The sequence below is a fragment of the Sphingomonas sp. genome (genome assembly GCF_041661825.1).
Lineage (GTDB): Bacteria > Pseudomonadota > Alphaproteobacteria > Sphingomonadales > Sphingomonadaceae > Sphingomonas.
This window is the reverse complement of the sequence record NZ_JBAZTU010000003.1, coordinates 780,706-805,074: the sequence shown is the minus strand read 5'-3', so window position 1 is coordinate 805,074 and position 24,369 is coordinate 780,706. Positions and strand designations below refer to the sequence as shown.

Genomic DNA, 24,369 nt, shown 5'->3' with positions numbered 1-24,369 from the left:
CCGGTTGTTCGTTCATGGGCAAGGCAGTCGCTCGGTTTCCAGTAGGGTAGGTCGGAGGATTAGTGCATAGCGTCGCCCCTCACCGAGTGCGGCCATGCTGCAGGATCAATTTGAGAAAGCTTGTGGCATGATCCCAAGGGGAACGGTATCACACAAAACTCTAGGACTCGAACTGGATGAGCGCGGCGGAAGAGGTGGATCGTGAACGGACCAAGGGCGCGGGAGACCGTTCAAAGGCTGTGGAATGCAAGCAAGAGCCTTCAAGGTGGTGGGGTTAGCTATTATGAATATGTCACCGAACTAACCTATCTCCTTCTGCTGAAGATGCTTGAGGAGGTGTCGCGTGACGGACAAAAGCTCGAAAAGCGCTTGCCTGCGAATTGTCGCTGGGGCGCGCTGAAGAAGCTAGACGGCGAAGCGCAGCTAATTCGCTATCGCGCGCTGCTGCATGATCTCGGCACAAGCCAAAAAATCAAATTTCCGCTTGTCAAATACGTCTTCACTGATGCAAAGACATCGCTTACTAAAGCCACGGCGCTTACGTCGCTAATTAAGACCATTGACGATGTCGATTGGTACTCCGCCGAAGAGGACGGCCTCGGCGATCTCTATGAGGGTCTGCTAGAACGCACCACGTCGGAACGTAAATCGAAGGCCGGCCAGTATTTTACACCGCGCCCTTTGATCGATACTATAGTTGAGCTGGTTCGGCCCAAGGTGGGCGAAATCATTCAGGATCCGGCGGCTGGGACCGGCGGATTTCTGATTGCAGCACATCGGGCGATTTTACACGACACTAATAACCTGCTGAAATTGAGCCCCGAAAGGGCACATTTCCAGCGAAACAACGCGCTTCAAGGCGCGGAGCTTATTACCGGCACACACCGACTCAATACGATGAATCTTCTACTCCACGGTATCGATCAGCCGATCGACTGCATCGACGCGCTCACCTCCGATGCCGAAAAGTTCGACAAGGCCGATCTAATCCTCACCAATCCGCCGTTCAATAAATTTCCCGAACGTGTCACGCGCGGCGATTTTGGTATCACCGCTGAGGCAGCCAAAGGGCCGCTGCCCTTTGTCGAACATGTCGTGCGGAGCCTGAGAATCGGCGGGCGGGCGGCAATTGTCATTCCGGACAACATCCTGTTCGAAGGCAATATGGGCCGCGATGTCCGCAACTGGTTGATGGACCTGTGCGATCTTCACACCATCCTGCGCCTGCCCACCGGCATCTTCTACGCCCTGGGCGTGAAGACGAACGTCATGTTCCTTACAAAGAAATCAGAGAAGCGGATCGGAGCGACCAAGCGGGTTTGGTTCTATGATCTCAGGACACAGATGCCAAACTTCGGCAAAACCCGGACGCTCACGGCCGACGATTTCGCGCCCTTCATCAAGGCCTATGGCAATGATCCGCTGGGCAAGGCCAAGCGGATCGACGAAGGCGAGGCGGGGCGCTTCCGTGTCTTCACACGCGAGGCAATCGCCAGACGCAACGACAATCTCGATATCAGCTGGCTGCGCGAAGACGAGGAAGAGGTCGAGGAAGGTCTGACTGAGCCGGATGACATCGCCGCTGCAATTCTGGGCCATCTACGCGCCGCGCTTGAAGAGATTGAGGCGGTTGCGGATGAGCTTGCCGAGACTCAGGATGTTGAGGCGTGAACGACCCAGTTCGCGCATATTGGCTGACGACAGGTCTGACACCGGAGAAATTCTACGCCGAGGATCAGGCAACCGGCGACGTCGGGGAAACCGATCAAAAGGCGGATCTACGAAAAGCCGCCCTCACTAGGGCGCACGAAATTCGGAAGTTCGAGATTGAACTCTACTGGAAGCGCGCCAGCTATTTCTGGATATTGCAGGCGGCGGTTTTCACTGCGATCGGCCTGACGTGGAAGGTTTCATCGCCCTCGCCAAATGCTCTTATTCCCCTAGCGCTCGCGGCGCTTGGAAGCGTCACCGCGTTGGCGGGGTGGCTTTCCGCACGAGGCTCTAAATTCTGGCAGGAGAACTGGGAGTATCATATCGATATGCTCGAAGACGAGTTTGAGGGTCGTCTACACAAGACTGCTTATGTCGGTAAGGATGGGATTGCATGGTCGGTATCCGGCGTGAATGATCGGTTAGCCTTCTGCTTTTTTCTGTTTTGGCTTGCGATTGTCGGATCGGCGGTGTTCGCTGTTGATGGAAACTGGTTTGGCTTTCTTCCGAAGTTCGCATTGACCTCCGGGTTTCAGACAATCGCCATTTTGTTGTCCGCATCGCTGGCCTCTGCCGTCCTGTTTATGCGCAGAACGAAATTCGCAGGCGCTAAGGGCGTTCCTTTCACAGGCCAGCTTCCAACAATTGAAGGGTCGGACTGGATCGATGCAGACCGGCTTCTCGAAGTCGAAGACCTCGCCAAGCGGAAGAAGCCGTTCCTGATCCGCCGGGAACCGAAGACATGATCCCCGAAATCTTCGGCCGCACCATTCAGCTTTTCCTCGTCGATGGCACGCCCACCGGCCTGCGCAAGGCGACGATCCATGGTTGGACCGGCCTGATCTTCGTTGCCACCGGCCCCACCTTTGCTGCGCTCACAGCGCGGCCTGAACTGGACCGGACCGGTATCTACATCCTTTCTGGCCCCGACGCGGTGGCCGTGGGGGGCGCCCGCGCTTATATCGGGTCGGCCAACAGCGTCCGTGAGCGCATTAGGCAGAGCGCGGCACAACGCGATTTCTGGGAAACCGCGATTGCCGTCACCACCAGCGATGACGATCTGTCGAAAGGACACGTCGAGTATCTAGAGGCGCGGCTGATCGAACTCGCCACCGCAGCGAATCGCGTCTCGCTGGATAATGGCACCAGTCCGGCCGGGCAGCGCCGACGCCTGCCAGAAGCCGACCAAGCGAACATGGAGGCGTTCCTTTCCAACTTGAAGATCATCCTGCCTGTGATCGGCCTGGACTTGCTGAAGCCGCAACCGCGTGCCGTGGCGCAGGCTAGCACGCCTATAGCGCAGCGCACGGCGGGCGACATCACCTTCGAAATTCGCCACAAATCAGGCGTCAGCGCGGAGGCGGTAGAGGAGGATGGCGAGTTCATCGTACTCGAAGGATCACAGGCGCTGAAGGACACCGGCTATGTCCAGCAAAGCTACATCGGTTTGAAAAGTAATCTGGTGAAGCAGGGCGTCCTCGCGCCTGCCGACAATGGCATGTATGTTTTCATTAAACCCTACAGCTTCTCTAGTCCCTCCGCCGCCGCCGCGGTCGTGCTGGATCGAAACAGTAATGGCCTGATGGAATGGAAGGTGAAGGGTGACCGGCGCACCTATAGCGATGTGAAGCAGGCGCGGATTGTCAGTCAAGGGGCGGGAGAGTGACCGAGCTGCCGAAAGGCTGGGCGTATACAAGCCTTGGCGAAATTACCCAGCTACGCGGTAAAAAGCTTGATCCTGCAGTGGCACCGGACGCGCCGTTCATAGGCCTAGAAGATATCGAACCGCATACCTCGCGCATTCTCAAAACTCGCAAAGGATCCGATGTAAAAAGCTCGGTTGCTCGGTTTTCGGCAGGGGATGTGCTTTATAGCCGTTTGCGCCCCTATCTGAACAAAGTGACCATCCCTGATTTCGACGGGATCGCATCTGCAGAAATTCTTGTGCTTCAGCCCACCTCTGCCATCGAAGCGGAGTTCGTTCGGCGCAGAATTATGACGCAGGAGTTTCTTAATTTCGCGGCGCTGCTGGACAAGGGTGACAGGCCACGCGTCAACTTCAATGAAATTGCCGAATTCCCAGTAGCCTTGCCGCCAATGCCGGAACAGCGACGGATTTTGGCGAAAGTGGACGGGCTGACTGGGCGAACGGATCGCGCCCAAAGAGAACTAGCCCGTATCCCCACCCTCATCGCCCGCTACAAACGACGCCTCCTAACGCTGGCCTTCTCGGGGGAGCTGACGGCAGGTTGGCGAGCGCAAAATTCCCTTCCAGGGCCGAAGATCAGGAACTTTGAAGAACTGATTGATGACGGGCCATCAAACGGATGGTCGCCGCGCAGCACTGGAAAATCACTTGGCGCCTTGTCCCTTAAGCTCACGGCCACAACGAGCGGAAGGCTTCGGTTAGATGACGCAGCAGTGAAGCGGATCGATGCGACCCCGCCAGAAAATTCCAAATTCTGGCTCCGCTCGGGCGATATGCTCATTCAGCGAGCGAATTCGTTAGAATATGTTGGGGCGACCGCAATCTATGATGGTCCGGACACCACCTACATTTATCCGGACCTGATGATGAGGGTTCGCGTTCAAGATGCAGAGCTGCGAACCTACCTTTGGCGCTATCTCAATTCTGATCTCGCGCGAGACTATTTCAAAGACAATGCGACCGGCACAGCGGGGAATATGCCTAAGATTAATGGGCAGGTTTTGCGCTCGTTGCCGGTAATGACCTTCGCGAAGCCTGAACAAGGGGAAGTCGTGCGCCGCATCGAGTCCGCCTTTGACTGGCTCGACCGCATGGCTGCAGATCACGCCGCAGCCGTACACCTTCTTCCCAAATTCGATGCCGCGATTCTTGCCAAAGCCTGTCGTGGCGAACTCGTTCCCCAAGACCCCAACGACGAACCCGCCAGCATTTTGCTTGAGCGGATACGGGTGGAACGCGAAGGCACGCCGAAGAAGATCTCGGCGCAACCGGCCAAGGTCGATAAAACCATTAGCGTTAAACTTGGCCGGAGCACAGGCGGTGACGAAAGCATCGAGGCTAACAAGTCATTTGGAGCGACGTCAATGAGCAAGAACCGCCTCGACCCCTCGGTTAAAGGTAGATCCTATCTGGCATCATTGGTGCGCGAGATGGGTGGCGTGGTCAGCGCAAATGAGCTCTATGACAAATCGGAATTGAGCCTAGTTGATTTTTACATGCAATTATCGTTCGAGCATGACCGAGGTTGGCTGTCGGATGAGAACAGTCTCGTAAAGGCTGCTTGAGATGCGCCTTCTTCGCCTTCGAATCATCGAATACAAGAACCTGAAAGATGTGGAGGTCGTTTTCGATCGGGAGAGTCTATCGACCGTGATCATCGGGCAAAACGGGTCGGGAAAATCCTACCTGATCGAGGCGATCGTCATGATTTTCAGGAACGTGGACCTATACGCCGCGCCGCCCTTCGATTTCGAACTGGATTATGTCATCGGCGGCATTGAAGTACGTCTCGCATCGGATAGCAATATCTGGAGTATGACGGTTAACGGAGAAATCATCGGCCGAACGAATTTTCGCGATCGCCGCGCGGAGCTGTTACCCGACACAGTCTTTGCATACTATTCGGGACAAAATAACCGTCTTGAGGCGCTTTTCGATGGCCATCAGCAAAGGTATTACTCCGATCTGATCAATGACGATTTTGATGATCGGTTTAAGTCTGTTTCGATCGCAAATCGGCGGTTATTTTATGCCCGTCCGATTCATGGTGTTTTGGCGGTCATAGCGCTCATGGTGGGCGCGGACGAAAAAACCAAAAAGCTTTTAGCCGAAACCGTTGGAATTACCGGCTTCCATTCAGCCATGCTCCTACTGCGCAAGCCGTGGTTTGCAAAGGGCGCTGCCGCGAAAGAGCCGGGGCGATTTTGGGGAGCGAAAGGACGTCCGGGGCGCGCCGCGCGCCTTGCTCGCAAGCATGCGTTCTTCCCTATGGCGATAACCGAACCGGCCAGAAATGATTACCGAAGCCAGGGCAAGCCTGAAAGTCAGTACGCCATCTACATTCGCAATCAGGAGGCGCTGGAGGCTTTCGCGGCAGAATTCCAGAACGATCTGGAGCTGTTCGAGGAACTCGAAAGCATCGACATTTCCGACCTATACCGCTGGGTTCAGTTGTGGGTTTCCCGAACGAACGTTGAAGATGGCACCGTCAGTTATGGCACGCTATCCGAAGGGGAGCGTCAGTTTTTGATGGTTCTGAGCTTGGTCAGGCTGTCGCGCAAAAACCGGGTGCTATTCTTGCTCGACGAGCCCGACACACACCTTAACCCTGTATGGCAGCTGAAGTACCTCGAACTGATCGAGCAATGGGCTGGCTTGGCCGCAGATCAGGAAAAATGCCAGATTATCATGACCTCTCACAATCCGCTGACGATTGCGGCGCTGACCAAGAAGGAAGTCCGGGTTATGCAGGTTCTGCATAACGGAAAGGTCCAAATTTCTGCACCCTACGCTGACCCGCGCGGTATGGGATTTACATCCACGCTGACGGAAATTTTCGGGCTACCGACGACGCTAGACCGGGAGACGCAGAAACAGATCGACGAGCGCAATCGTCTTGCTCGTATTGAAGAGCGCAGTGAAAAGCAGGAGCGGATGCTGATCGAACTCAACGACAAGCTGGACCGACTCGGGTTCATGCACGAGAGCCGTGATCCGCTCTATGACGATTTCCTAAAAGCGGTCCATGACGTAAAATATGCGGACCGTCCTCCACTGACGCAGGAACAAATTGAAAAGCGACGGCTCGCGATGCAGGCGCTGATTAAGTCGCTCACCGAAGAACGGGGAGCGGCACATTGATTTACGTAAAGCGTGATCCTTCGATGATTCCCGAAAAGCTGGTCAAGGTTGCAGAGCGGGCGCAAAACGCCTTGGAGCAGATGCCCATCGATCAGCGAGTGGCATTTATCAAAAAGAAGTCACACGTCTGGAGGGCGTTTAAGCGGCACCTGCGCGCTATGTCATATGGGAAGTGCTGGTACTCCGAGGCGATGGGACCGCAGTCACCCTATGATGTGGATCATTTTCGACCCAAATCGGAAGCCCAGCGGGCTGATAACGAAAAGGACGATGGCTATCCCTGGCTTGCTTTTGACTGGGATAATTTCCGATATTCCGCCGAAAGATCCAACCGGCTGAGCACCGACGAAGAAACCGGCCAGACGTTTGGAAAGTCGAGCTGGTTCCCATTGGTGCCGAATAGTCCGATTGCGTGCTGGGACAACCGCTGTACCAAACAAGAAAAGCCACTGCTGCTCGATCCGACTCGGAAAGCTGATGTAGCGTTGATCGACGTTGGATCAGATGGACGGATGATACCGTCCAAAACATGCACTCAAGCTGGGAAGGAGCGTGTGAAGGCGAGCGTTCGGTTCTATGGTCTTGACTTACCTGACATATTAGCGGCCAGACGTCAGGTCATGATTGACCTTGGAGATGAGGTCGATAAGCTCCTTCTGTTGATTGCGGATGCAATGGAGGCCGAGCGAGCCGGTGATCCAAACCTCATCGAGATGCATCGGAAGACTATAACCGGTTGGACGCTCCCCAATCGGCCATTCACACTGGCCGCGCGCGCGAGATTAATTGAACTTGGCCTGCCCGAATTGCTCGCCGGGCCCGAGGATCAATTGGCGATAGCGGCCTAGCAGCCCGTCGAACTGCTAATCTGTGCTCACACCCGCGTGTAGCATCGCAGTGCCATATTCTGCATCATGGCTCTTCCGCCTGGTCCAAGCCTGCGTGGCGAACTGCAGAAGTGACGTCGTCGTCAGCGACTAGGTCGTTGACCGGCATCCGATTCGTTTGGTGGCGAACGGCAGCTATCGCGGTTGCGACTCTGAAGAGCTGCCGGGCCGGTTGCGGCCCAATCCCAGACATTCATGACCGCCACCGACCAGACGGCCGCCTTCGCAACTATAACTATGATGCGGACGCCGCGGCGCCCCCGCTGCCAAAACGCCGGTAAAGCGTCGGCAGCAGGAACAGGGTGAGCAGCGTCGCGCTGACCAGGCCACCGATCACTACCGTGGCCAGGGGTTTCTGCACTTCGGCGCCGGCACCATGGCCGAGCGCCATCGGCACGAAGCCCAGGCTCGCCACCAGCGCCGTCATCACCACCGGGCGCAGTCGCGCCAATGCGCCCTCGCGCGCCGCCGATGCCCGGTCATGGCCCTCGGCGACGAGTTGCTGGATCGAGGTGAGCATGACCAGCCCGTTCAGTACGGCGATGCCCGACAGCGCGATGAACCCGACCGCGGCGGAGATCGAGAAGGGCATGCCGCGCAGCAGCAGGGCGAGCACGCCGCCCACCAGCGCGAGCGGCACGCCGGTGAAGACGATCGCGGCATCGCGGATATTGCCGAGCGCGCCGAACAGCAGCAGCATGATCAGCGCGAAGCAGGCCGGCACGACCAGCGCGAGCCGGTCGCGTGCGGACGCCAGATTCTCGAACTGGCCGCCCCATTCGAGCAAGGTGCCGGCCGGAAGCTGGACCTCGCGCGCGATCGATGCGCGGGCATCGGCCACGACGCTCGCCACGTCGCGGCCGCGGGCATTGGCCTGCACCACCACGCGGCGCTTGCCGTTCTCGCGGCTGATCTGGTTCGGGCCGTTCAGGACCTGGATGTCGGCGACCGAAGCGAGCGGGACGAAGCTGCCGGCCGGGGTCGGTACCGGCGTCTGGCCGAGCGTCTCGAGATCGGCGCGGGCCGCGTCGGCCAGGCGGATGACGACGGGAAAGCTGCGGTCGCCTTCGAAGATCCGGCCTGCCTCGCGTCCACCCACCGCGGTGGCGACCGTATCGGCGACATCCTGCGCGCTGACGCCGACCCGCGCGGCGCGATCCTGCGCATAAGCGATGTCGAGCATCGGCAGGCCCTCGGTCTGCTCGACCTTGACGTCCTCGGCGCCGGCCGTGCGTCGAAGCACGCCGGCGATCTTCGCGGCGGTCGCGTTCATCTCGGCAAAATCCTCGCCGAAGACCTTGATCGCCACGTCCGAGCGCACGCCCGCGATCAGCTCGTTGAAGCGCATCTGGATCGGCTGGGTCACTTCATAGGCATGGCCGGGCACCTGGGCGATCCGCGCCTCGATCCGCTCCACTATGGCGGCTTTCTCCTCGGAAGGGTTCGGCCAGAGCTTGCGGTCCTTGAGCATGATGAAGGTGTCGGTCGCATTGGGCGGCATCGGGTCGGAGGCGACTTCCGCGGTGCCGGTGCGCGAGAAGACGGTGCGGATTTCGGGCATGCCCTGCAGCGCGTGTTCGATCTGGGCCTGCATCTTCTGGCTCTGCTCGACCGAGGTGCCCGGTACGCGAAAGGCGGAGACGAGCACATCGCCCTCGTCGAGCTGGGGCAGGAACTCCTGGCCCAGCGTCGTATAGGCGCCCGCAGCCAGCGCCAGTGCGCCGATCGCCACGCCGATCGTCAAGGTCGGCCGGCTCATTGCGCGGTCGAGGCCGGGTTCGTAGCGTCGCCGCAGCCAGCCCAGCACGCGCCCTTCCTTCTCCTCCACCGGGCGCGACAGGGCGATTGCGATCGCCGCCGGCACGAAGGTGAGCGACAGGATAAAGGCGAAGACCAGCGCCATGATGACGGTGAACGCCATCGGCTCGAACGTCTTGCCCTCGACGCCCGTCAGGGTCAGCAGCGGCACATAGACGAGGATGATGATTGCCTGCCCATAGACCGAGGGTCGGATCATCTCGCGCGCTGCGGCGGTGACGACGGCGAGCCGTTCCGTAAGGAGCAGCGTCCGTCCTTCCGCATGCTGGCGCCCGGCGATACGGCGGAGCGCATTCTCGACGATGATCACCGCGCCATCGACGATCAGGCCGAAGTCGAGCGCGCCGAGGCTCATCAGATTGGCCGAGACGCCGAGGCGGAGCATGCCGAAGCCGGTGAGTAGCATGGTGATCGGGATCACCAGCGCCGCGATCAGCGCCGCGCGGAAATTGCCGAGCAGCAGGAACAGGACGATAATGACGAGCAAGGCGCCTTCGGACAGGTTCTTCGCCACCGTCGCGATGGTCGCGTTGACCAGCCGGGTGCGGTCGAGCACCGGCTCGATCACGATGTCGCGCGGCAGCGAGGGGGCGATCGCCTTGAGCCGGGCATCGACGCCGGTCGATACGGTGCGGCTATTCTCGCCGATGCGCATAATCGCGGTGCCGGTGATGACTTCGCGGCCATTCTCCGAGCCGGCGCCCATGCGGACGCCCTGGCCGAGCCGCGCCTCGGCGACCTGGGCGAGCGTGATCGGCACGCCGTCGCGCGTGGCGATGACGGTGCCGCGCAGCTGGGCGAGGCTGCGGATGCGCGCGTCGGCGCGGACCGCGAGGCCCTCGCCATTGCGGTTCACCGTGCCGCCGCCGGTCGCGACATTGTTGCGCTCGAGCGCGGTGGCGAGATCGGCGAGCGACAGCTTCAGCGCGGCGAGCCGCTGGACGTCGGGGACGACGAGATATTCCTTCTCATAGCCGCCGAGCGAGTCGATGCCGGCGACGCCATCGATCGCCTTGATCTGCGGCGCGACGATCCAGTCCTGCACGGTGTGGAGATAGGTCGCCTTGTCGGCCTCGTTCGCCAGCCGATCGCCTTCGGGGGTGATGTAGCTGCCGTCCGGTTGCAGTCCCGGTTCGCCGGGGCGGTGCTGGTCGTGCGCGCGTTCGGCATAGCGCAGGGTCCAGATATAGACCTCACCCAGGCCCGTCGCGATCGGCCCCATTTCGGGCCTGACGCCCGACGGCAGCGTTTCCTGCGCGGCCGTCAGCCGCTCCTGCACCTGGGAGCGGGCGAAATAGATGTCGGTCGAATCCGAGAAGATCGCCGTGACCTGCGCGAAGCCGTTGCGGCTGAGCGAGCGCGTGCTCTCGAGCCCCTTGATGCCGGCGAGCGCGGTCTCGATCGGGAAGGCGACCTGCTTTTCGATCAGCTCGGGCGACAGAGCGGGCGCGAGGATGTTCACCTGCACCTGATTGTTGGTGATGTCAGGCACGGCGTCGATCGGCAGGCGCGCGAGCGCCAGGCCGCCGATGATCGCGGCGATAGCGGTGAGCAGCAGGACCAGCCAGCGGCGGTCGACGGCCCATGTGACGATGCGATCGATCATGGCTCAGTCCTCATGCCCGGCTTCGGCCGCGCCGAGCGCTGACTTGAGCGTGAAGCTGTTGGCTGCGGCGATCCGCTCGCTGCCGCTGAGGCCGCCGGTCACCACGACCATCGCGCCGTCCTGTCGCCCGAGCGTGACCGGCACGGCGCGAAAACCCGTGTCCGTGCGCACGAAGATGACGGTCTTGTCCTCCACCGTCTGCACGGCAGTGGACGGCACGCGGATCGTCGCATCGCCGCCACCCGGCAGCTGGATCGCGGCCGTGACCGGCTCGCCGACGCGCCATTGACCGCTGCGATTGTCGAGCGTCGCGATGGCGGGCACCTGGCGCGTCCGGGCGTCGAGCGCGGGCGAGACGAAGCTGATCCGGGCGGACTGGCTGCGTCCCGGCGCGGTGATCCGTACCATCACGCCCGGCCGCACGCGGCCGGCATCGGCAGGGGACAGGGACAGCGTGACGCTCAGCCGATCCAGCTGGGCGATGCGGAACAGCTCGGTATCCGCGGCGTCCGCCGCGAAATTCTGGCCGAGGATCGCGGATCTCGCGATGATCCGGCCCGACATGGGCGCGGCGATCACGATGCGGTTGTTGCTGCCGCCGCGCGCGCCGCTGGCGGCGACCTGCTCGCGCGCAAGCCGCAACGCCACGTCGGCCTGTTTCGCGGCGGCGCGTGAAATCTCGACTTCACGCAACGGCCGGAAGCCCCGGGCGTAAAGCGCCTCGTCGCGCGCCAGCGTGGTGCGTGCCAGCTCGGCGCCAGCGGCGGCACGCTGCACCTCGGCCTGCAGGCCTGCTGCCTCGCGGCTTTCCAGCACGGCCAGCGGTTCGCCGGCACGCACGCTGTCGCCGAGATTGCGGCGCAGTTCCACGATGCGGCCGGGGACGGTGGCGGCGACGATTCGTGTCGCCTGCGGATCGCTTTCGAGCAGCGCGGGCAGCTCGATGGTGCCGCCGTTGCTGCCGACCGTCGTTCCGACGATCTCGATGCCCGCTATGGCGATCTGCTGGACCGTGAGCGGGACAATGCCTTCCTCGCCATGGCCGGCTTCGGCTTCGCTACGGTTTTCGGCAGGCGGGCTCCCGCCGCCACAGGCGGCGAGCGCAAGCAGGAGCGGCAAGGCCGCAATGATGATCTTCATGGACGATGTTCCTGTGCCGGCGGACAGTCCGCGCCGGCCGGGCTTCTGGAAATGGCGAAGGCGCGAAAGCGCGTTCGGTCAGGCCCGTGGAGGCTCGAATGCCGGCCCGATGATGCGCCGTGCCAGGCGCGCGGTGCGGGATGTGTCGGGCGCCTCGCGCTCGATCAGGGTCGGCAGGAACGTCGAGGACGCGACCGGCGCGCCAAGACCATGCCCGTGACAGGTGCCGTGATGATGGGGAAAGGGCTGGTCGCCATCGGCTGGAACCTGGTCGGCATCGCCTTCGACATGAGCCGCTCCGCCGCAGGAAGTTTCCGGAGCGGCATAGCCTTCCCGTGCATGCACCGTCGCCGTCGCCAGGAGGGACGACGCGAGCAGACACAGAAGCAGGAACAGGCCGTGGCGGAGCATCGATGCCGGGATAGCGGCTCGCGAGCGACCTGTCACCGCCAAGCCCCTGGCGGCAGCGGTCCCGCCTTGCCGTGGATTTGCTTCACGGAATTGATGGCCATGCGCGGGCTCCGAATCTGCGTGCGGCCGCATCCATGCACCCTGAAGTCACTACAGGGTCAAGCCACTAGAAGCGGCATGTTGTGTATTATCATTGCAACACACTTCGGCCTGAGCTAACTAGGGCCTTCAGCCGTTGGGGAGCAGGCGATGACCGACCAGACGATGACCAGCGTCGAAGAGCCGGACGGCGCGCCGCGGATCGCGGTGCTGGATATCCTGCGCGGGGTCGCGATCCTCGGCATTCTGTTCATGAACATCAACGACATGGGTGCATCGTTCCGCGCCGGCGGCGATGTGCGGCATTTCGGCTGGGCGCCGATCGACCAGATCGCCTGGTGGCTGCGCGAGGTGTTCGCCAACGGCACCGCGCGATGCCTGCTCGAGATGCTGTTCGGTGCCGGCATGGTGATCCTGACCAGCCGCGCGGTCGAGGCGGCCGGACGATGGCAGGTGATGCGCCGCTATTACTGGCGGAACATCGTGCTGGTGGCGTTCGGCCTGGTGCACATGTTCATCCTGCTCTGGGGCGGCGACATCCTGCATACCTATGGCATGGCCGCTTTGGTGGTGTTCTGGTTCCGCAAGCTCGGGCCGCGCTGGCTGATCGCGATCGGCCTGATCATGGCGGTGATGCAGCTCGGCGGCGCCGGCTATTTCGGCTATTATCGCGGCATTCAGCAGCAAACCCAGGTTACCGAGCTGAAGGCGCGGAGCGCCGCAGGCCAGACGCTGACGGCGGCCGACAAGGCGACCCTGGAGAAGGCCCGGAAGTCCGAAGCCGAGCGCGCCAAGAACCGCGCCGAGCGCAAGGCCGAGATCGCGAAGGAAGATGCGGACCGGTCGAGCACGACAACCCGCTGGGTGACCGAGCAGGTGCGGATGAGCGCTGAACGCCTGTTCGGGTTCGGCGAGCTGTTCGCGGTCTGGGAATCGGCGAGCCTGATGCTGATCGGCGCGGCGCTGTTCAAACTGGGCATCATGCAAGGCCAGCGATCGCGGCGTTTCTACTGGCGGATGACGATCGCGGCCTATCTGATCGGCGGAGGGCTGCGCATTTTCGGTGCGGAAGAGACCATGCGCTTCGACGATATGCCGCACATCACCTGGGCGACGCAGGAGATCGCGCGACAGGCGATGACCCTGGGCCATATCGGCCTGATCAACCTGCTGGCGACGAGCGTGCTGGGCGCGAGGCTGATTCATCCGCTGGTGGCCGCGGGGCGGACCGCGCTGTCGATCTATGTGCTACAGACGATCATCTGCCTGTGGATCCTCTATCCGCCCTTCGCGCTGGGATTGTACGGGACGCAAGGTTGGGCGGCGATGATGGTCACGGCTTTGGTCATCAATCTCGGGCTGTTGTGGCTGGCCAATGTCTATCTTCGCCATTTCCGCATCGCGCCGGTCGAATGGGCGTGGCGATCGATCGTGGAGGGGCGGCGGCTGCCGTTCCGGAAGGTGGCGGCGTGATTCGGCATTTGCGTTACTACGGGTTTGCGCTCTAGGAATATTGCGCGCGACGGGGCGCCTTCATCGACTGGATCGGAGCCGGCAAGCCTTATGGATCGGGTAGGTCGTGCGCCCTATTGGTTCATTTTGACGCTGGCGGCTGCAGTCTTCGCCGCGGCATGGATATATTATTCGGCGCTCCCCCAGATAGCCGTGGTGGTAATCATGTCCACCATTCCCCGGCTGCACGATATAGGTAGAAGCGGCTGGTGGGCCGTCGGTTTCTTCATTGCCGGGGCTCACGTGCAGTCGCTTTTCCTGGCGGGACCGGAGATCTTTCCCGGGTCGAACCTGATCGCGATCATCCTCGCCGCCATGCTCGTAGGCGCGCTCGTTGTGCTCGGCGCGCTCCCTGGCCAGCCTGGCGCCAACAAGTTCGGCGCGCCGCCGCGATGAGCATCCAACGCTGCGCCTGGGCCGGTAACGACCCGCAGATGCGGGCCTATCACGACGAGGAATGGGGCGTGCCCGAGCGTGACAGCCGGGCGCTCTGGGAGAAGCTGATGCTCGACGGGTTCCAGGCGGGGCTCGCCTGGATCACTATCCTGCGCAAGCGCGATGCGTTTCGGGAGGCGTTCCGGGGGTTCGATCCGGAGGTAGTGGCGCGCTTCGGCGAAGAGGATGTGGCGTGGTTGCTCGGCGACGCGGGGATCGTGCGGTCGCGCTCCAAGATCGAGGCGACGATCGGTAACGCCAAAGCGTATCTCGCGATGCGCGAGGCGGGCGAGGATTTCTCCGAGTTCGTGTGGGGCATGGCGGGCGGCAAGCCGATCATGGGCGACGGGGTGCATCTGCCGGTAAAGTCACCGCTGTCGGAACAGATGTCGATCGCGCTGAAGAAGCGCGGGTTCAAGTTCGTCGGGCCAGTGATCGTCTATGCCTGGATGGAGGCGGTAGGGATCGTCGACGATCATGCCGCAGCGTGTTTCCGGCGGACTGGCTTACCTCAACCGGGGTGACGGAAGGGAGGGGAGACGTTAGGCTTTCCTCCGACGATGCGCTCGGGCCCGGGGGGAAGAGCGATGCCGACCGTGGTGCGCGATTTGCCATTGCTCGATGCGATCCTGTCGGAATGGCGGGAGACGATCGGTGGCGATTATGCCGGGTATCGCAACCATGTCTGCCGCGTCGTCAATGTCGCCTTCGCGCTGGGCGACTGGAGCGAGGAGCAGAAGCGGCGGATCGTCATTGCCGGGGCGTTCCACGATCTGGGCATCTGGTCGGCGGGGACGGCGGATTATCTGTCGCCGTCGATCGCGCTCGCCCGGGACTGGCTGGCGCGGGAAGGGCTGGAGGCCTGGGCCGACGAAATCGTGCTGATGATCGACCTGCACCACAAGATCACGCCATATCGCGATCCGCGCTATCCGCTCGTCGAGATCTTCCGTCAGGCCGATCTGGCCGATGTGTCGCTCGGAGCCATCCGGCGGGGGCTGCCCGTCTCGTTCGTCGGCGCGCTCAAACGCGCCTTTCCCAATGCCGGTTTCCATTGGCGGCTGGTGAAGTTGCTGGGGCAGGGGCTGGCCGCGCATCCGCTCAGTCCGATCCCGATCTTTCGCTGGTAGCGCGCCTCTTTACGACAGTGCGACACCCCGCAATAAGCGACGGCATGCGCCCGCGTTCGCCGGGCTTGAAAATTATCGGGACTGGAGATGATCGATGCCGAAATCCTGGCTGCTGGCGGGCGTCATGCTCGCCGCACTGGCGACCCCTGCAATGGCTGCTGAACCCGGCGCCGCGCCGATTGCGGCTGCGCCCGCCGATACGGCGGCGAAGACGCTGACGCTGGAACGCCTGTTCTCCAGCCCCGACCTCGCCGGAGCGCAACCACGTGCGCTGAAGCTGTCGCCGGACGGGACGTTACTGACCTCGCTCAAGCCGCGACCGGACGACAAGGACCGGCTCGACCTCTGGGCGCTCGACACGAAGACCGGCAAGGAACGCATGCTGGTCGATTCCAAGAAGGTCGGCACCGGCGCCGAGCTGTCCGAGGCCGAGAAGATGCAGCGCGAGCGCGCGCGCATCGGCGGGACACGCGGGATCGTCGCCTATGACTGGGCGCCGGACGGCAAGTCGATCCTGGTGCCGCTGGACGGCGACCTGTATCTCGCCACGCTCGACGGCAAGGTTGCGCGCCTGACCAACACGCCCGATGGCGAGCTGAATCCCATCGTCAGCCCCAAAGGCGGGTTCGTCAGCTTCGTGCGCGACCAGAATCTCTTCGTCCAGCCGCTCGGTGGCGGTGCGGCGAAGCAGGTTACGACCACCGGCGCGGGCACGGTGCATTGGGGCGAGGCCGAGTTCGTCGCGCAGGAGGAAATGGATCGCACCACTGGTTATTGGTGGTCGCCCAATGACGCGCGCATCGCCGTCGAGCGGTTCGACGAGGCGCCGGTCGGCATCGTCACGCGCGCCGCGATCGGCGCCGACGGGACGAAGGTCTATAACCAGCGCTATCCCGCTGCTGGCACGCCCAATGTGCTGGTCGAGCTGTACGTGATGAATGCCGACGGTACCGGCCAGGTGAAGGTCGATCTGGGCAACGACCCGGACATCTATCTCGCCCGGGTCGACTGGACGCCTGACGGCCAGACCCTGCTGGTCCAGCGCGAGAGCCGCGACCAGAAAACGCTCGATGTGCTCAAGGTCGATCCGGCGACGGGCAAGAGCAGCATATTGTTCACCGAGAAATCGGGCGAGCGGAGCTGGATCAACCTGTCCGACGCTTATTGGCCGATGAAGGACGGCAGCCTGATCTGGCGGTCCGAGCGCGACGGCTATGGCCATCTCTATCGCTTCGCCAAGGGCAAATGGACTCAGCTGACCAAGGGCGAATGGACCGTCCAGGCACTGAACGGGGTGGACGAAGCGAAGGGCCGGATCTTCTTCACCGGCAACAAGGACGGCGCGCTCGAGCAGCATGTCTATTCAGTCGATATCGCGCGGCCTAACGCCGTCACCCGGCTGACCGAGCTTGGCTGGTGGAACAACGGCAAGATCGACAAGGCGGCGAGCCGGCTGATCGTGACCCGCTCCAACCCGAGCCAGCCGCCCCAGACCTTCCTTGCCGACATCAGCGGCAAGCGCATTGCCTGGGTGAATGAGAATGCGGTGGTGCCTGGGCATCCCTATTATCCCTATCTCGCCCATCATCAGGCCAAGACCTTCGGCAGCTTCAAGGCGGCTGACGGCACCACGCTCTGGTACGAAATGATCACGCCAGCGCTAGAGCCCGGCAAGAAATACCCCGTGTTCTTCGAACATTATGGCGGCCCGGGCACCGGCCAGCAGGTCACGCGCGCCTGGCAGAGCCCGCTGGCGCAATATGTCGTCAGCCGCGGCTATGTCTATTTCCGCATCGACAATCGCGGCTCGAACAATCGCGGCAAGGCGTTCGAGGACCATATCTATCGCGCGATGGGCAGCGTCGAGGTCGAGGATCAGTTGGCCGCGGCGAAATGGATCAAGACCCAGCCGTTCATCGATCCCACCAAGGTCGCGACCTATGGCTGGTCCTATGGCGGCTACATGACCCTGAAGATGCTCGAGGCGAACCCGGGCGTCTATGCGGCGGGCATTTCGGGCGCCCCGGTAACCAAGTGGGAGCTGTACGACACCCATTATACCGAGCGCTATATGGGCGATCCGAAGAAGGACGCGAAAGCCTATGCGACGTCCGACGCGATCGACGATGCGGCGAAGATCAGGGATCCGCTGCTGCTGATCCACGGCATGGCCGACGACAATGTCGTGCTCGACAATTCGACCGCGTTCGCGGCGAAGATGCAGGCGCAGAATGTGCCGTTCCAGATGATGTTCTACCCGGGCAAGACTCACAGCGCGGGCAAGGACGTGCATGTCTGGACGACGATCTTCGACTTCCTCGACGAGAAGCTTGGGAAATAAGTCGAAACTGCGTTGACCGGGGCGGGTTCAAGGGAGAATCCCCGCCCCGGCCAACGAGGATGACAGCGATATTCGCCTGAGTGCGGAGAGTTTGTGCTCCCGCGACCGCTGCCACCTAATCTATTCGACTGGTTGCATTCATTGACGCCCAGCATTTTATTGCAAGGGGAGTCCGAACCATTTTTGCGGCGATTTTCGTAACGTGTGCGATACAATGCTGAATATCAGAAAGCATTTCGGAATGACGCGCCGATCGAGATGTTGCTTGTGCGATCTCCGCCCGGGCGGAGCGGGAAACGGGGCGCAGCAAGCGAGGCTGGTGCGCAGGACACAAAAACTCGCTTCCATTCGCCAACATGATGCCTAAATGGCCATGCCCGCCGCATGGGCGCAATTTTTGGAAAGATGGATATGGGGTACCGGGTAGTAGTCGCAGGCGCGACGGGGAATGTCGGGCGCGAGATGCTCAACATCCTGGCGGAACGTGAGTTTCCGGCGGACGAGATCGCCGTCGTCGCATCGTCGCGGTCGCAGGGCGAGATGGTCGACTATGGCGAGACCGGTAAACAGTTCAAGGTCCAGAACATCGAGCATTTCGATCCCACCGGCTGGGACATGGCGCTGTTCGCGATCGGATCCGAAGCGACGAAGATTCATGCCCCGCGCTTCGCCGCGGCCGGCTGCACCGTGATCGACAATTCGTCGCTCTACCGGATGGACCCGGACGTGCCGCTGATCGTGCCGGAGGTGAACCCGGAGGCGATCAGCGGCTATACCCGCAAGAACATCATCGCGAACCCGAACTGCTCGACCGCGCAGATGGTCGTGGCGCTGAAGCCGCTGCACGATGTCGCGAAGATCAAGCGCGTCGTCGTCGCGACCTATCAGTCGGTGTCGGGCGCGGGCAAGGCGGGTATGGACGAGCTGTTCGAGCAGAGCCGCAACATCTTTGTCGGCGATCCGGCCGAGGCGAAGAAGTTCACCAAGCAGATCGCGTTCAACGTGATCCCGCACATCGACAGCTTCCTGGACGACGGGTCGACCAAGGAAGAGTGGAAGATGGTGGTCGAGACCAAGAAGATCCTCGATCCGAAGATCAAGGTCCACGCGACCTGCGTCCGTGTCCCCGTATTCGTCGGGCATAGCGAAGCGATCAACATCGAGTTCGAGAACGAGATCTCGGCCGAGACCGCGCAGAAAATCCTGCGCGAGGCGCCGGGCGTGATGCTGATCGACAAGCGCGAGGACGGCGGATACGTCACCCCGATCGAATGCGTCGGCGAATATGCGACCTTCATCAGCCGCGTCCGCGAGGACCCGACGGTGGAGAACGGCCTGGCGCTGTGGTGCGTGTCCGACAATCTGCGCAAGGGCGCCGCGCTGAACGCCGTGCAGATCGCCGAGCTGCTCGGACGGCGGCACCTGCAAAAAGCGGCATAAGCCAGTGATCGAGGGCGGTTGCCGCTGTGGCGCGTGTCGGTACACGCTGGCCATGGAGCAGCTGCCCCCGGTCTATTGCTGCCACTGCCTCGATTGCCAGACCTGGTCGGGCAGTGCCTTTGCCGAACAGGGCGTGGTACGCGAGGACGCGATCTCGGCGACCGGGCCGATTGTCGATTATCGCTTCACCAGCCCGAGCGGATCGGAATCGCATCAGCGGCTGTGCGGAACCTGCCATACGCGATTGTGGAACACCAACAGCGCGCGCCCTGGTATCGCGGTGGTGCGGGCGGGGACGCTCGATGCGAGCGACGGGCTTCAGCCGAAGCTGCATATCTGGGTGAAGCGCAAACAGCCCTGGGTCGTGCTGGCCGGGGATGTGCCGGCGTTCGAGGAAAGCACTTCGGCGGCGGAGTTCGTGGCGATTCTGTCGCGCTAACCTCGCCCCTTTCTTCCCCGGCGGAGGCCGGGGCCCAGTCGGGGGACGATCATGGCTGGCGCTGCGAGCCGTTACATCAACCTTTCCAACTGGACCCCGGCCTTCGCCGGGGAAGGAAGAAGGGGAGCGGAAACAGCGTCTCCACTGGTTCGGATTTAGCGAAAGCCCCGGCCTACTCCGCCAGGACTGCCTCAACCTTGCCCTTGGGCTTCTTCAGGAAGAACACCAGCGGCAGCACCGCGATCGAGATCCAGGCCATCAGGTAGAAATCGTCGATATAGGCGATCATCGCTGCCTGACGGTTGATCATCGCATCCGCATAGCTGAACACGCTGTCCGACAGCGCGCCGAACCGGTCCACCGTGCTGAGATCGAGCGAGGGGATGGTCGTCGCGGTGACGTGACTGGCCAGGTCCGAATGACTGGTCTGGATGTTGCGGGCGAGCAGCACCGTGACCATCGAGATGCCCGCCGACTGGCCGACATTGCGGAACAGGTTGAGCAGGCTGGCGCCGTCCGTACGATAATTGTGGCTGAGCGTCGCGAACGCGAGCGAGTTCAGCGGCATGAACACCAGCCCCATGCCCAACCCCTGGACGAAGCCGCTGATGATCACCGGCCAGAAATCCATCTCCAGCGACCAGGTGGACATCTGGTAGAGCGAATAGGCGAAGATGATCAGGCCGACGACGATGACGAGGCGGGTGTCGACCTTGCCCATCATCTGGCCGGCCAGGAACATGGTGAGCAGCACGCCGACGCCGCGTGGGGCGAGCATCAACCCGGTGTCGACCACCGGATAGCCGAACAATTGCTGCAGCATCGACGGCAGCAGCGCCATCGGCGCCATGGTCGAGATGCCGATGACGACCATGAAGATCATGCCCATCACCAGGTTGCGGTTCTTGAAGATGGCGCGGTCGAACAGCGGTTTGTCGGCGGTCGCGAGGTGCACGATCGCCATCCAGAGGGCGGCGGCGGCGACCAGGGCTTCGATCATGATCTCCCAGCTGGCGAACCAGTCGTCATGCTGGCCGCGGTCGAGCATCAGCTGGAACGAAGCGACCGCGATCGAGATCATCGCGAAGCCCATGGCATCGAACGAGCGCTTCGCCTTGGGGCGCGAGGGGAGCAGGAACCAGAGGATCGCGAAAGTCAGCAGGCCGACCGGCAGGTTGACGTAGAACACCCAGCGCCAGTTATAGCTTTCGGTCAGCCAGCCGCCGATCACGGGCCCCATGATCGGGCCGACCATGACGCCCATGCCCCAGACCGACATGGCCTTGGCGGCGCGCTCGGGCGGGTTGATGTCGAGCATCGCGGTCTGCGAGAGCGGGCCGATGAACGCCGCGAACACGCCCTGCGCGACGCGGAACAACACCATCTCCTCGAGGCTGATGGCGGTGCCGCAGAGCATCGAGGCAATGATGAAGCCGCCGACCGCGAAGAGGAACAGGTTGCGCGAGCCGAGCCGGTCCGACAGCCAGCCGGTCGCGGGGATCGCGATCGCCGAGGCGACGATATAGCTGGTCAACACCCAGGTGACGGTCTCCCCCGTCGCGCCGAGGCTGGTCTGCATGTGCGGCAGGGCGACATTGGCGATGGTGGTGTCGAGGATCTGCATGATCATCGCCCCCATGACGCCGACGGTCAGGAGCCCGCGGTTCCTGACCGGCAGCATCGCCTTGCCGGGAGCCGGGCCGGGCGGATGATCACTCACTTGGTGTCGCCAGCCTTTGTATCGATCGCGACGTCGGCGCTGAGACCGGCGATCATGGCGCGCGGCGGCGTGCCCTCGATCGCGATGCGCACCGGCACCCGCTGAGTCACCTTGACCCAGTTGCCGGTCGCGTTCTGCGCCGGGAGCACCGAGGATTGCGAGCCGGTAAGGGCGCCGATGCTGGCGACATGGCCGCGGACCTTCAGGCCGGGATAGGCGTCGAACTTGATCTCGGCGGGCTGGCCGACCGCCATATGGTTGAGGTCGGTCTCCTTGTAATTCGCCTCGATCCATGCCGCCTGGCTGACCACGATGCTGACCACCGGCACGCCGCTCGGCATGATGTTGCCGACCTGGAGGCGGCCGGTCTGGCTGGCGATGCCATCCTTGGGCGCGCGCACTTCCGTTCTGGCGAGATCGAGTGCTGCCTTGGCGCGCTGCGCAATGGCTGCCTGAACCGCGACGGGCGAGCTGGAAGCAGCGGTGCCGCTGCCGAGCTGGTTGCGGGCATGCGCTGCATCGGCCTGGTATTTCGCAAGCTGGGCCTTGGCGGCGGCCACGCCATGACGAGCGGCGTCGAGGCTGGCGCGCGTGGTGAAGCCCTGTTTCATCAGCGCTGCCTGGCGGTCATAGGTCGCCTGGGCGAGCTGGATATCGGCCTGGGCGCTTTCGATATCAGCCTGGGCGCCGCCCATGTCGGTCGACATGGTGTTCACCTGCACGCGCGCATTGGCGAGCGCGGCATCGGCCTGGGCGAGCGCGATCTGGAAGGGCTGGGGATCGATGCGGAACAGGACGTCGCCAGCCTTCACCGGCTGGTTCTCCTTCACGTTCACCGCGACGATGCGCCCGGTGACGTCGGGGCTGACCGAGATCATGTCCTGCTCGATATAGGCATTGTCGGTCGAGACGTAGCGGCCCGAGGTCAGGTAGAAATAGCCGCCGATCGCGGCGAGCAGCAGCGGCACGCTGAGCATCAGCACCGAACGCAGCCAGTTGCGGCGCTTTGCAGCGGGCGCCGTGACCTCCTCGATCGGATTGATGGCAATGGTGTCGGCCTTGGTCTGGTCGATCTTGGGGTCTGCATCAGCCATGGTTGGCCTCGTCGCTTTCGAGCTGGGTGTTGAGATTGGTGCGGATGGTGGCGAGCGAGGCCATCAACTGGTCGCGCTGGGCCTCGTCGAGGCCGAAGAGCGCGTTCTCGACCATGCCCTCGGCGAGGCCGCGGAGCTGTTCGAGAATAGGCAACGCCTTGGGCGTCAGGAAGATTTGCCAGGCACGGCGATCCGCTGGATCGGGTCGGCGCTCGACCAGATTCGCCTCTTCGAGGCGGTCGATCATGCGGGACAGGGTGATAGGTTCGACTTCGAGCAAGTCGGCCATGCCGCCCTGATTGATGCCTTCATGGCGCTTGAGCGTGGTGAGCGTGCGCCATTGAGTCCGTGTCACGCCGATCTGGCGCGCACGCTCGTCGAAACGGCGGCGCATCAGGCGCGAAACATCGCTAATCATGAAGCCGACCGAGTCACTCATGGGCGCACATATAATAAGCATGCTTATATAATCCTAGCCCCCGGCCGGATGATTATTTTGCATTGCAACATGCAGGAGGCGGAATGCGGGAGGAAATGATCGGCGGATGCCAGTGCGGGCGGGTTCGCTACCGGGCGTTGATCGACGATCGCGATGCCTATCTCTGCCATTGCCGGATGTGCCAGCGCGCGACCGGTGGCGTGTCGATCGCCTTCAAATATGTGCTGAAGGCCGATGTGACCTGGGAACGGGAGCCGGATCGTTATGCCTCGTCGCCGATCGCGCTTCGCGGCTTTTGCGCGGCGTGCGGGACGCCGCTGACCTATGAGGCGCATGACAGCGACTATCTGGATCTGACGGTCGGCAGTTTCGATGATCCGTTCGGTTTCGTGCCGACCCAGCATTCGGGCGCGGAGAGCTGGCACGCGGCATGGCTTGACACGACGGGCCTGCCCGCCGAACGGACTGACCAGAACCACCGCCTCGTGCAACGCTGGATGGACGCCATTGGCAAGTTCCCCGATTGAACCGAAATTCTTCGAAAGCTTCGACGGCGCGCGCATCGCGTGGCGCGAGACGGGGGAGGGGCGGCCGGTCGTCCTGATCCACGGCTTCTTCTCGGACGCCATGACCAACTGGATCCGCTACGGCCATGCGGAGAAGATCGCGGCCCGGGGCTTTCGGGTGATCATGCCGGATCTGCGCGCGCATGGATCGAGCGCCAAGCCGCATGATGCGGCGAGCTATCCGCCCGATGTGCTGGCGCAGGACCAGTTCGCGCTGATCGCGCATCTCGGGCTCACCGACTACGATCTCGGCGGCTATTCGCTCGGGGCGCGGACCACGGTGCGGATGCTGATGAGGGGCGCCAAGCCCGGGAAGGTCATCCTGTCGGGCATGGGCATGTCGGGCCTGGTCGGCACCGCGCGGCGCGGCGATCATTTCCGGCATATCCTCACCAATCTCGGCAAGCATGAGCGCGGCACGCCGGAATGGTTGGCCGAGGCATTCCTGAAGACGACCAAGGGCGATCCGGTCGCGCTGCTCCGGATCATCGATACCTTCGTCAACACTCCCGAAGCCGATGTCGTGGCGATCGAGGAACCGGTACTGGTCCTGACCGGCGACGAGGACAATGATAACGGATCGGCGGCGGAGCTGGCGGCGGCGTTGCCCAATGCCATTCTACGGACGACGCCGGGCGGCCATATGAGCGCGGTGACGAAGCCCGAGCTGGGGCAGGAGATAGCGGACTTCCTCGCCGCTTGACCGCGGAGCGGGGGCGTCACAACGTGGCGC

General features: G+C 62.5%; 21 protein-coding genes. 15 read left to right on the top strand and 6 right to left on the bottom strand.

What is annotated here, in order from left to right:
- Positions 1-201 precede the first annotated feature (201 nt).
- The 6 genes from WC729_RS16605 to WC729_RS16580 are packed head-to-tail and all read left to right on the top strand — an operon-like array spanning position 202 to position 7,407.
- Positions 202-1,671, top strand: a complete 1,470-nt coding sequence (locus WC729_RS16605; RefSeq protein ID WP_372854726.1) for a class I SAM-dependent DNA methyltransferase — start codon at positions 202-204, stop codon at positions 1,669-1,671.
- The gene (locus tag WC729_RS16600; protein ID WP_372854724.1) at positions 1,668-2,456 is read left to right on the top strand and encodes a hypothetical protein; all 789 of its coding nucleotides are present in this window, start codon (positions 1,668-1,670) and stop codon (positions 2,454-2,456) included. The genes WC729_RS16605 and WC729_RS16600 overlap by 4 nt, the downstream gene beginning before the upstream one ends.
- Positions 2,453-3,376, top strand: coding sequence for a GIY-YIG nuclease family protein (locus tag WC729_RS16595; RefSeq protein ID WP_372854722.1), 924 nt, complete (start codon positions 2,453-2,455; stop codon positions 3,374-3,376). The genes WC729_RS16600 and WC729_RS16595 overlap by 4 nt, the downstream gene beginning before the upstream one ends.
- Complete coding sequence (locus WC729_RS16590; protein ID WP_372854720.1) at positions 3,373-4,983, top strand: restriction endonuclease subunit S; 1,611 nt, start codon at positions 3,373-3,375, stop codon at positions 4,981-4,983. Before WC729_RS16595 ends, WC729_RS16590 begins: the two co-directional genes overlap by 4 nt.
- Position 4,984: 1 nt before the next feature.
- Positions 4,985-6,559, top strand: a complete 1,575-nt coding sequence (locus WC729_RS16585; protein ID WP_372854718.1) for an AAA family ATPase — start codon at positions 4,985-4,987, stop codon at positions 6,557-6,559.
- A 23-nt stretch (positions 6,560-6,582) separates the two neighbouring features.
- On the top strand, positions 6,583-7,407 hold the full coding sequence (locus tag WC729_RS16580) for a hypothetical protein (RefSeq protein ID WP_372854716.1): 825 nt from the start codon (positions 6,583-6,585) through the stop codon (positions 7,405-7,407).
- Positions 7,408-7,681: 274 nt separating this feature from the next.
- On the opposite strand, the gene WC729_RS16575 is transcribed toward WC729_RS16580, so the two are convergent.
- The 3 genes from WC729_RS16575 to WC729_RS16565 all read right to left on the bottom strand — a co-directional run bounded on the left by WC729_RS16575 (position 7,682) and on the right by WC729_RS16565 (position 12,457).
- A complete protein-coding gene (locus WC729_RS16575) occupies positions 7,682-10,870 on the bottom strand; it encodes an efflux RND transporter permease subunit (RefSeq protein ID WP_372854714.1) in 3,189 nt (1,062 codons plus the stop codon).
- Positions 10,871-10,873: 3 nt separating this feature from the next.
- Complete coding sequence (locus WC729_RS16570; protein WP_372854712.1) at positions 10,874-12,010, bottom strand: efflux RND transporter periplasmic adaptor subunit; 1,137 nt, start codon at positions 12,008-12,010, stop codon at positions 10,874-10,876.
- A gap of 78 nt (positions 12,011-12,088) precedes the next feature.
- On the bottom strand, positions 12,089-12,457 hold the full coding sequence (locus WC729_RS16565) for a hypothetical protein (protein WP_372854710.1): 369 nt from the start codon (positions 12,455-12,457) through the stop codon (positions 12,089-12,091).
- Positions 12,458-12,670: 213 nt separating this feature from the next.
- On the opposite strand from WC729_RS16565, the gene WC729_RS16560 reads away from it, so the two are divergent.
- The 7 genes from WC729_RS16560 (at position 12,671) to WC729_RS16530 (ending at position 19,817) form a co-directional block, all read left to right on the top strand.
- The gene (locus WC729_RS16560; protein WP_372854708.1) at positions 12,671-13,993 is read left to right on the top strand and encodes a DUF418 domain-containing protein; all 1,323 of its coding nucleotides are present in this window, start codon (positions 12,671-12,673) and stop codon (positions 13,991-13,993) included.
- Between the two features lie 90 nt (positions 13,994-14,083).
- Positions 14,084-14,428: a DUF805 domain-containing protein gene (locus WC729_RS16555; protein ID WP_372854706.1), complete on the top strand. Its 345-nt coding sequence runs from the start codon at positions 14,084-14,086 to the stop codon at positions 14,426-14,428.
- Positions 14,425-14,991, top strand: a complete 567-nt coding sequence (locus tag WC729_RS16550) for a DNA-3-methyladenine glycosylase I (protein WP_372854704.1) — start codon at positions 14,425-14,427, stop codon at positions 14,989-14,991. Before WC729_RS16555 ends, WC729_RS16550 begins: the two co-directional genes overlap by 4 nt.
- Before the next feature lie 63 nt (positions 14,992-15,054).
- On the top strand, positions 15,055-15,597 hold the full coding sequence (locus WC729_RS16545) for a hypothetical protein (RefSeq protein WP_372854702.1): 543 nt from the start codon (positions 15,055-15,057) through the stop codon (positions 15,595-15,597).
- Positions 15,598-15,691: 94 nt separating this feature from the next.
- Entirely contained in the window at positions 15,692-17,938 is a 2,247-nt protein-coding gene (locus WC729_RS16540; RefSeq protein WP_372854700.1) for a DPP IV N-terminal domain-containing protein, read from the top strand.
- Between the two features lie 411 nt (positions 17,939-18,349).
- Positions 18,350-19,378, top strand: a complete 1,029-nt coding sequence (locus WC729_RS16535) for an aspartate-semialdehyde dehydrogenase (protein ID WP_372855484.1) — start codon at positions 18,350-18,352, stop codon at positions 19,376-19,378.
- Between the two features lie 52 nt (positions 19,379-19,430).
- On the top strand, positions 19,431-19,817 hold the full coding sequence (locus WC729_RS16530) for a GFA family protein (RefSeq protein ID WP_372854698.1): 387 nt from the start codon (positions 19,431-19,433) through the stop codon (positions 19,815-19,817).
- 172 nt (positions 19,818-19,989) lie between these two features.
- Here the strand turns inward: WC729_RS16530 and WC729_RS16525 are convergent, their stop codons facing one another.
- The 3 genes from WC729_RS16525 to WC729_RS16515 are packed head-to-tail and all read right to left on the bottom strand — an operon-like array spanning position 19,990 to position 23,049.
- Positions 19,990-21,537 (bottom strand): DHA2 family efflux MFS transporter permease subunit, encoded by a 1,548-nt coding sequence (locus tag WC729_RS16525; RefSeq protein ID WP_372854696.1) that lies wholly within the window; start codon positions 21,535-21,537, stop codon positions 19,990-19,992.
- A complete protein-coding gene (locus tag WC729_RS16520; RefSeq protein WP_372854694.1) occupies positions 21,534-22,631 on the bottom strand; it encodes an HlyD family secretion protein in 1,098 nt (365 codons plus the stop codon). The genes WC729_RS16525 and WC729_RS16520 overlap by 4 nt, the downstream gene beginning before the upstream one ends.
- On the bottom strand, positions 22,624-23,049 hold the full coding sequence (locus tag WC729_RS16515; protein WP_372854692.1) for a MarR family winged helix-turn-helix transcriptional regulator: 426 nt from the start codon (positions 23,047-23,049) through the stop codon (positions 22,624-22,626). Before WC729_RS16515 ends, WC729_RS16520 begins: the two co-directional genes overlap by 8 nt.
- A 104-nt stretch (positions 23,050-23,153) precedes the next feature.
- On the opposite strand from WC729_RS16515, the gene WC729_RS16510 reads away from it, so the two are divergent.
- On the top strand, positions 23,154-23,597 hold the full coding sequence (locus WC729_RS16510; RefSeq protein ID WP_372854690.1) for a GFA family protein: 444 nt from the start codon (positions 23,154-23,156) through the stop codon (positions 23,595-23,597).
- Positions 23,578-24,339: an alpha/beta fold hydrolase gene (locus WC729_RS16505; protein ID WP_372854688.1), complete on the top strand. Its 762-nt coding sequence runs from the start codon at positions 23,578-23,580 to the stop codon at positions 24,337-24,339. Before WC729_RS16510 ends, WC729_RS16505 begins: the two co-directional genes overlap by 20 nt.
- Positions 24,340-24,369: the final 30 nt, after the last annotated feature.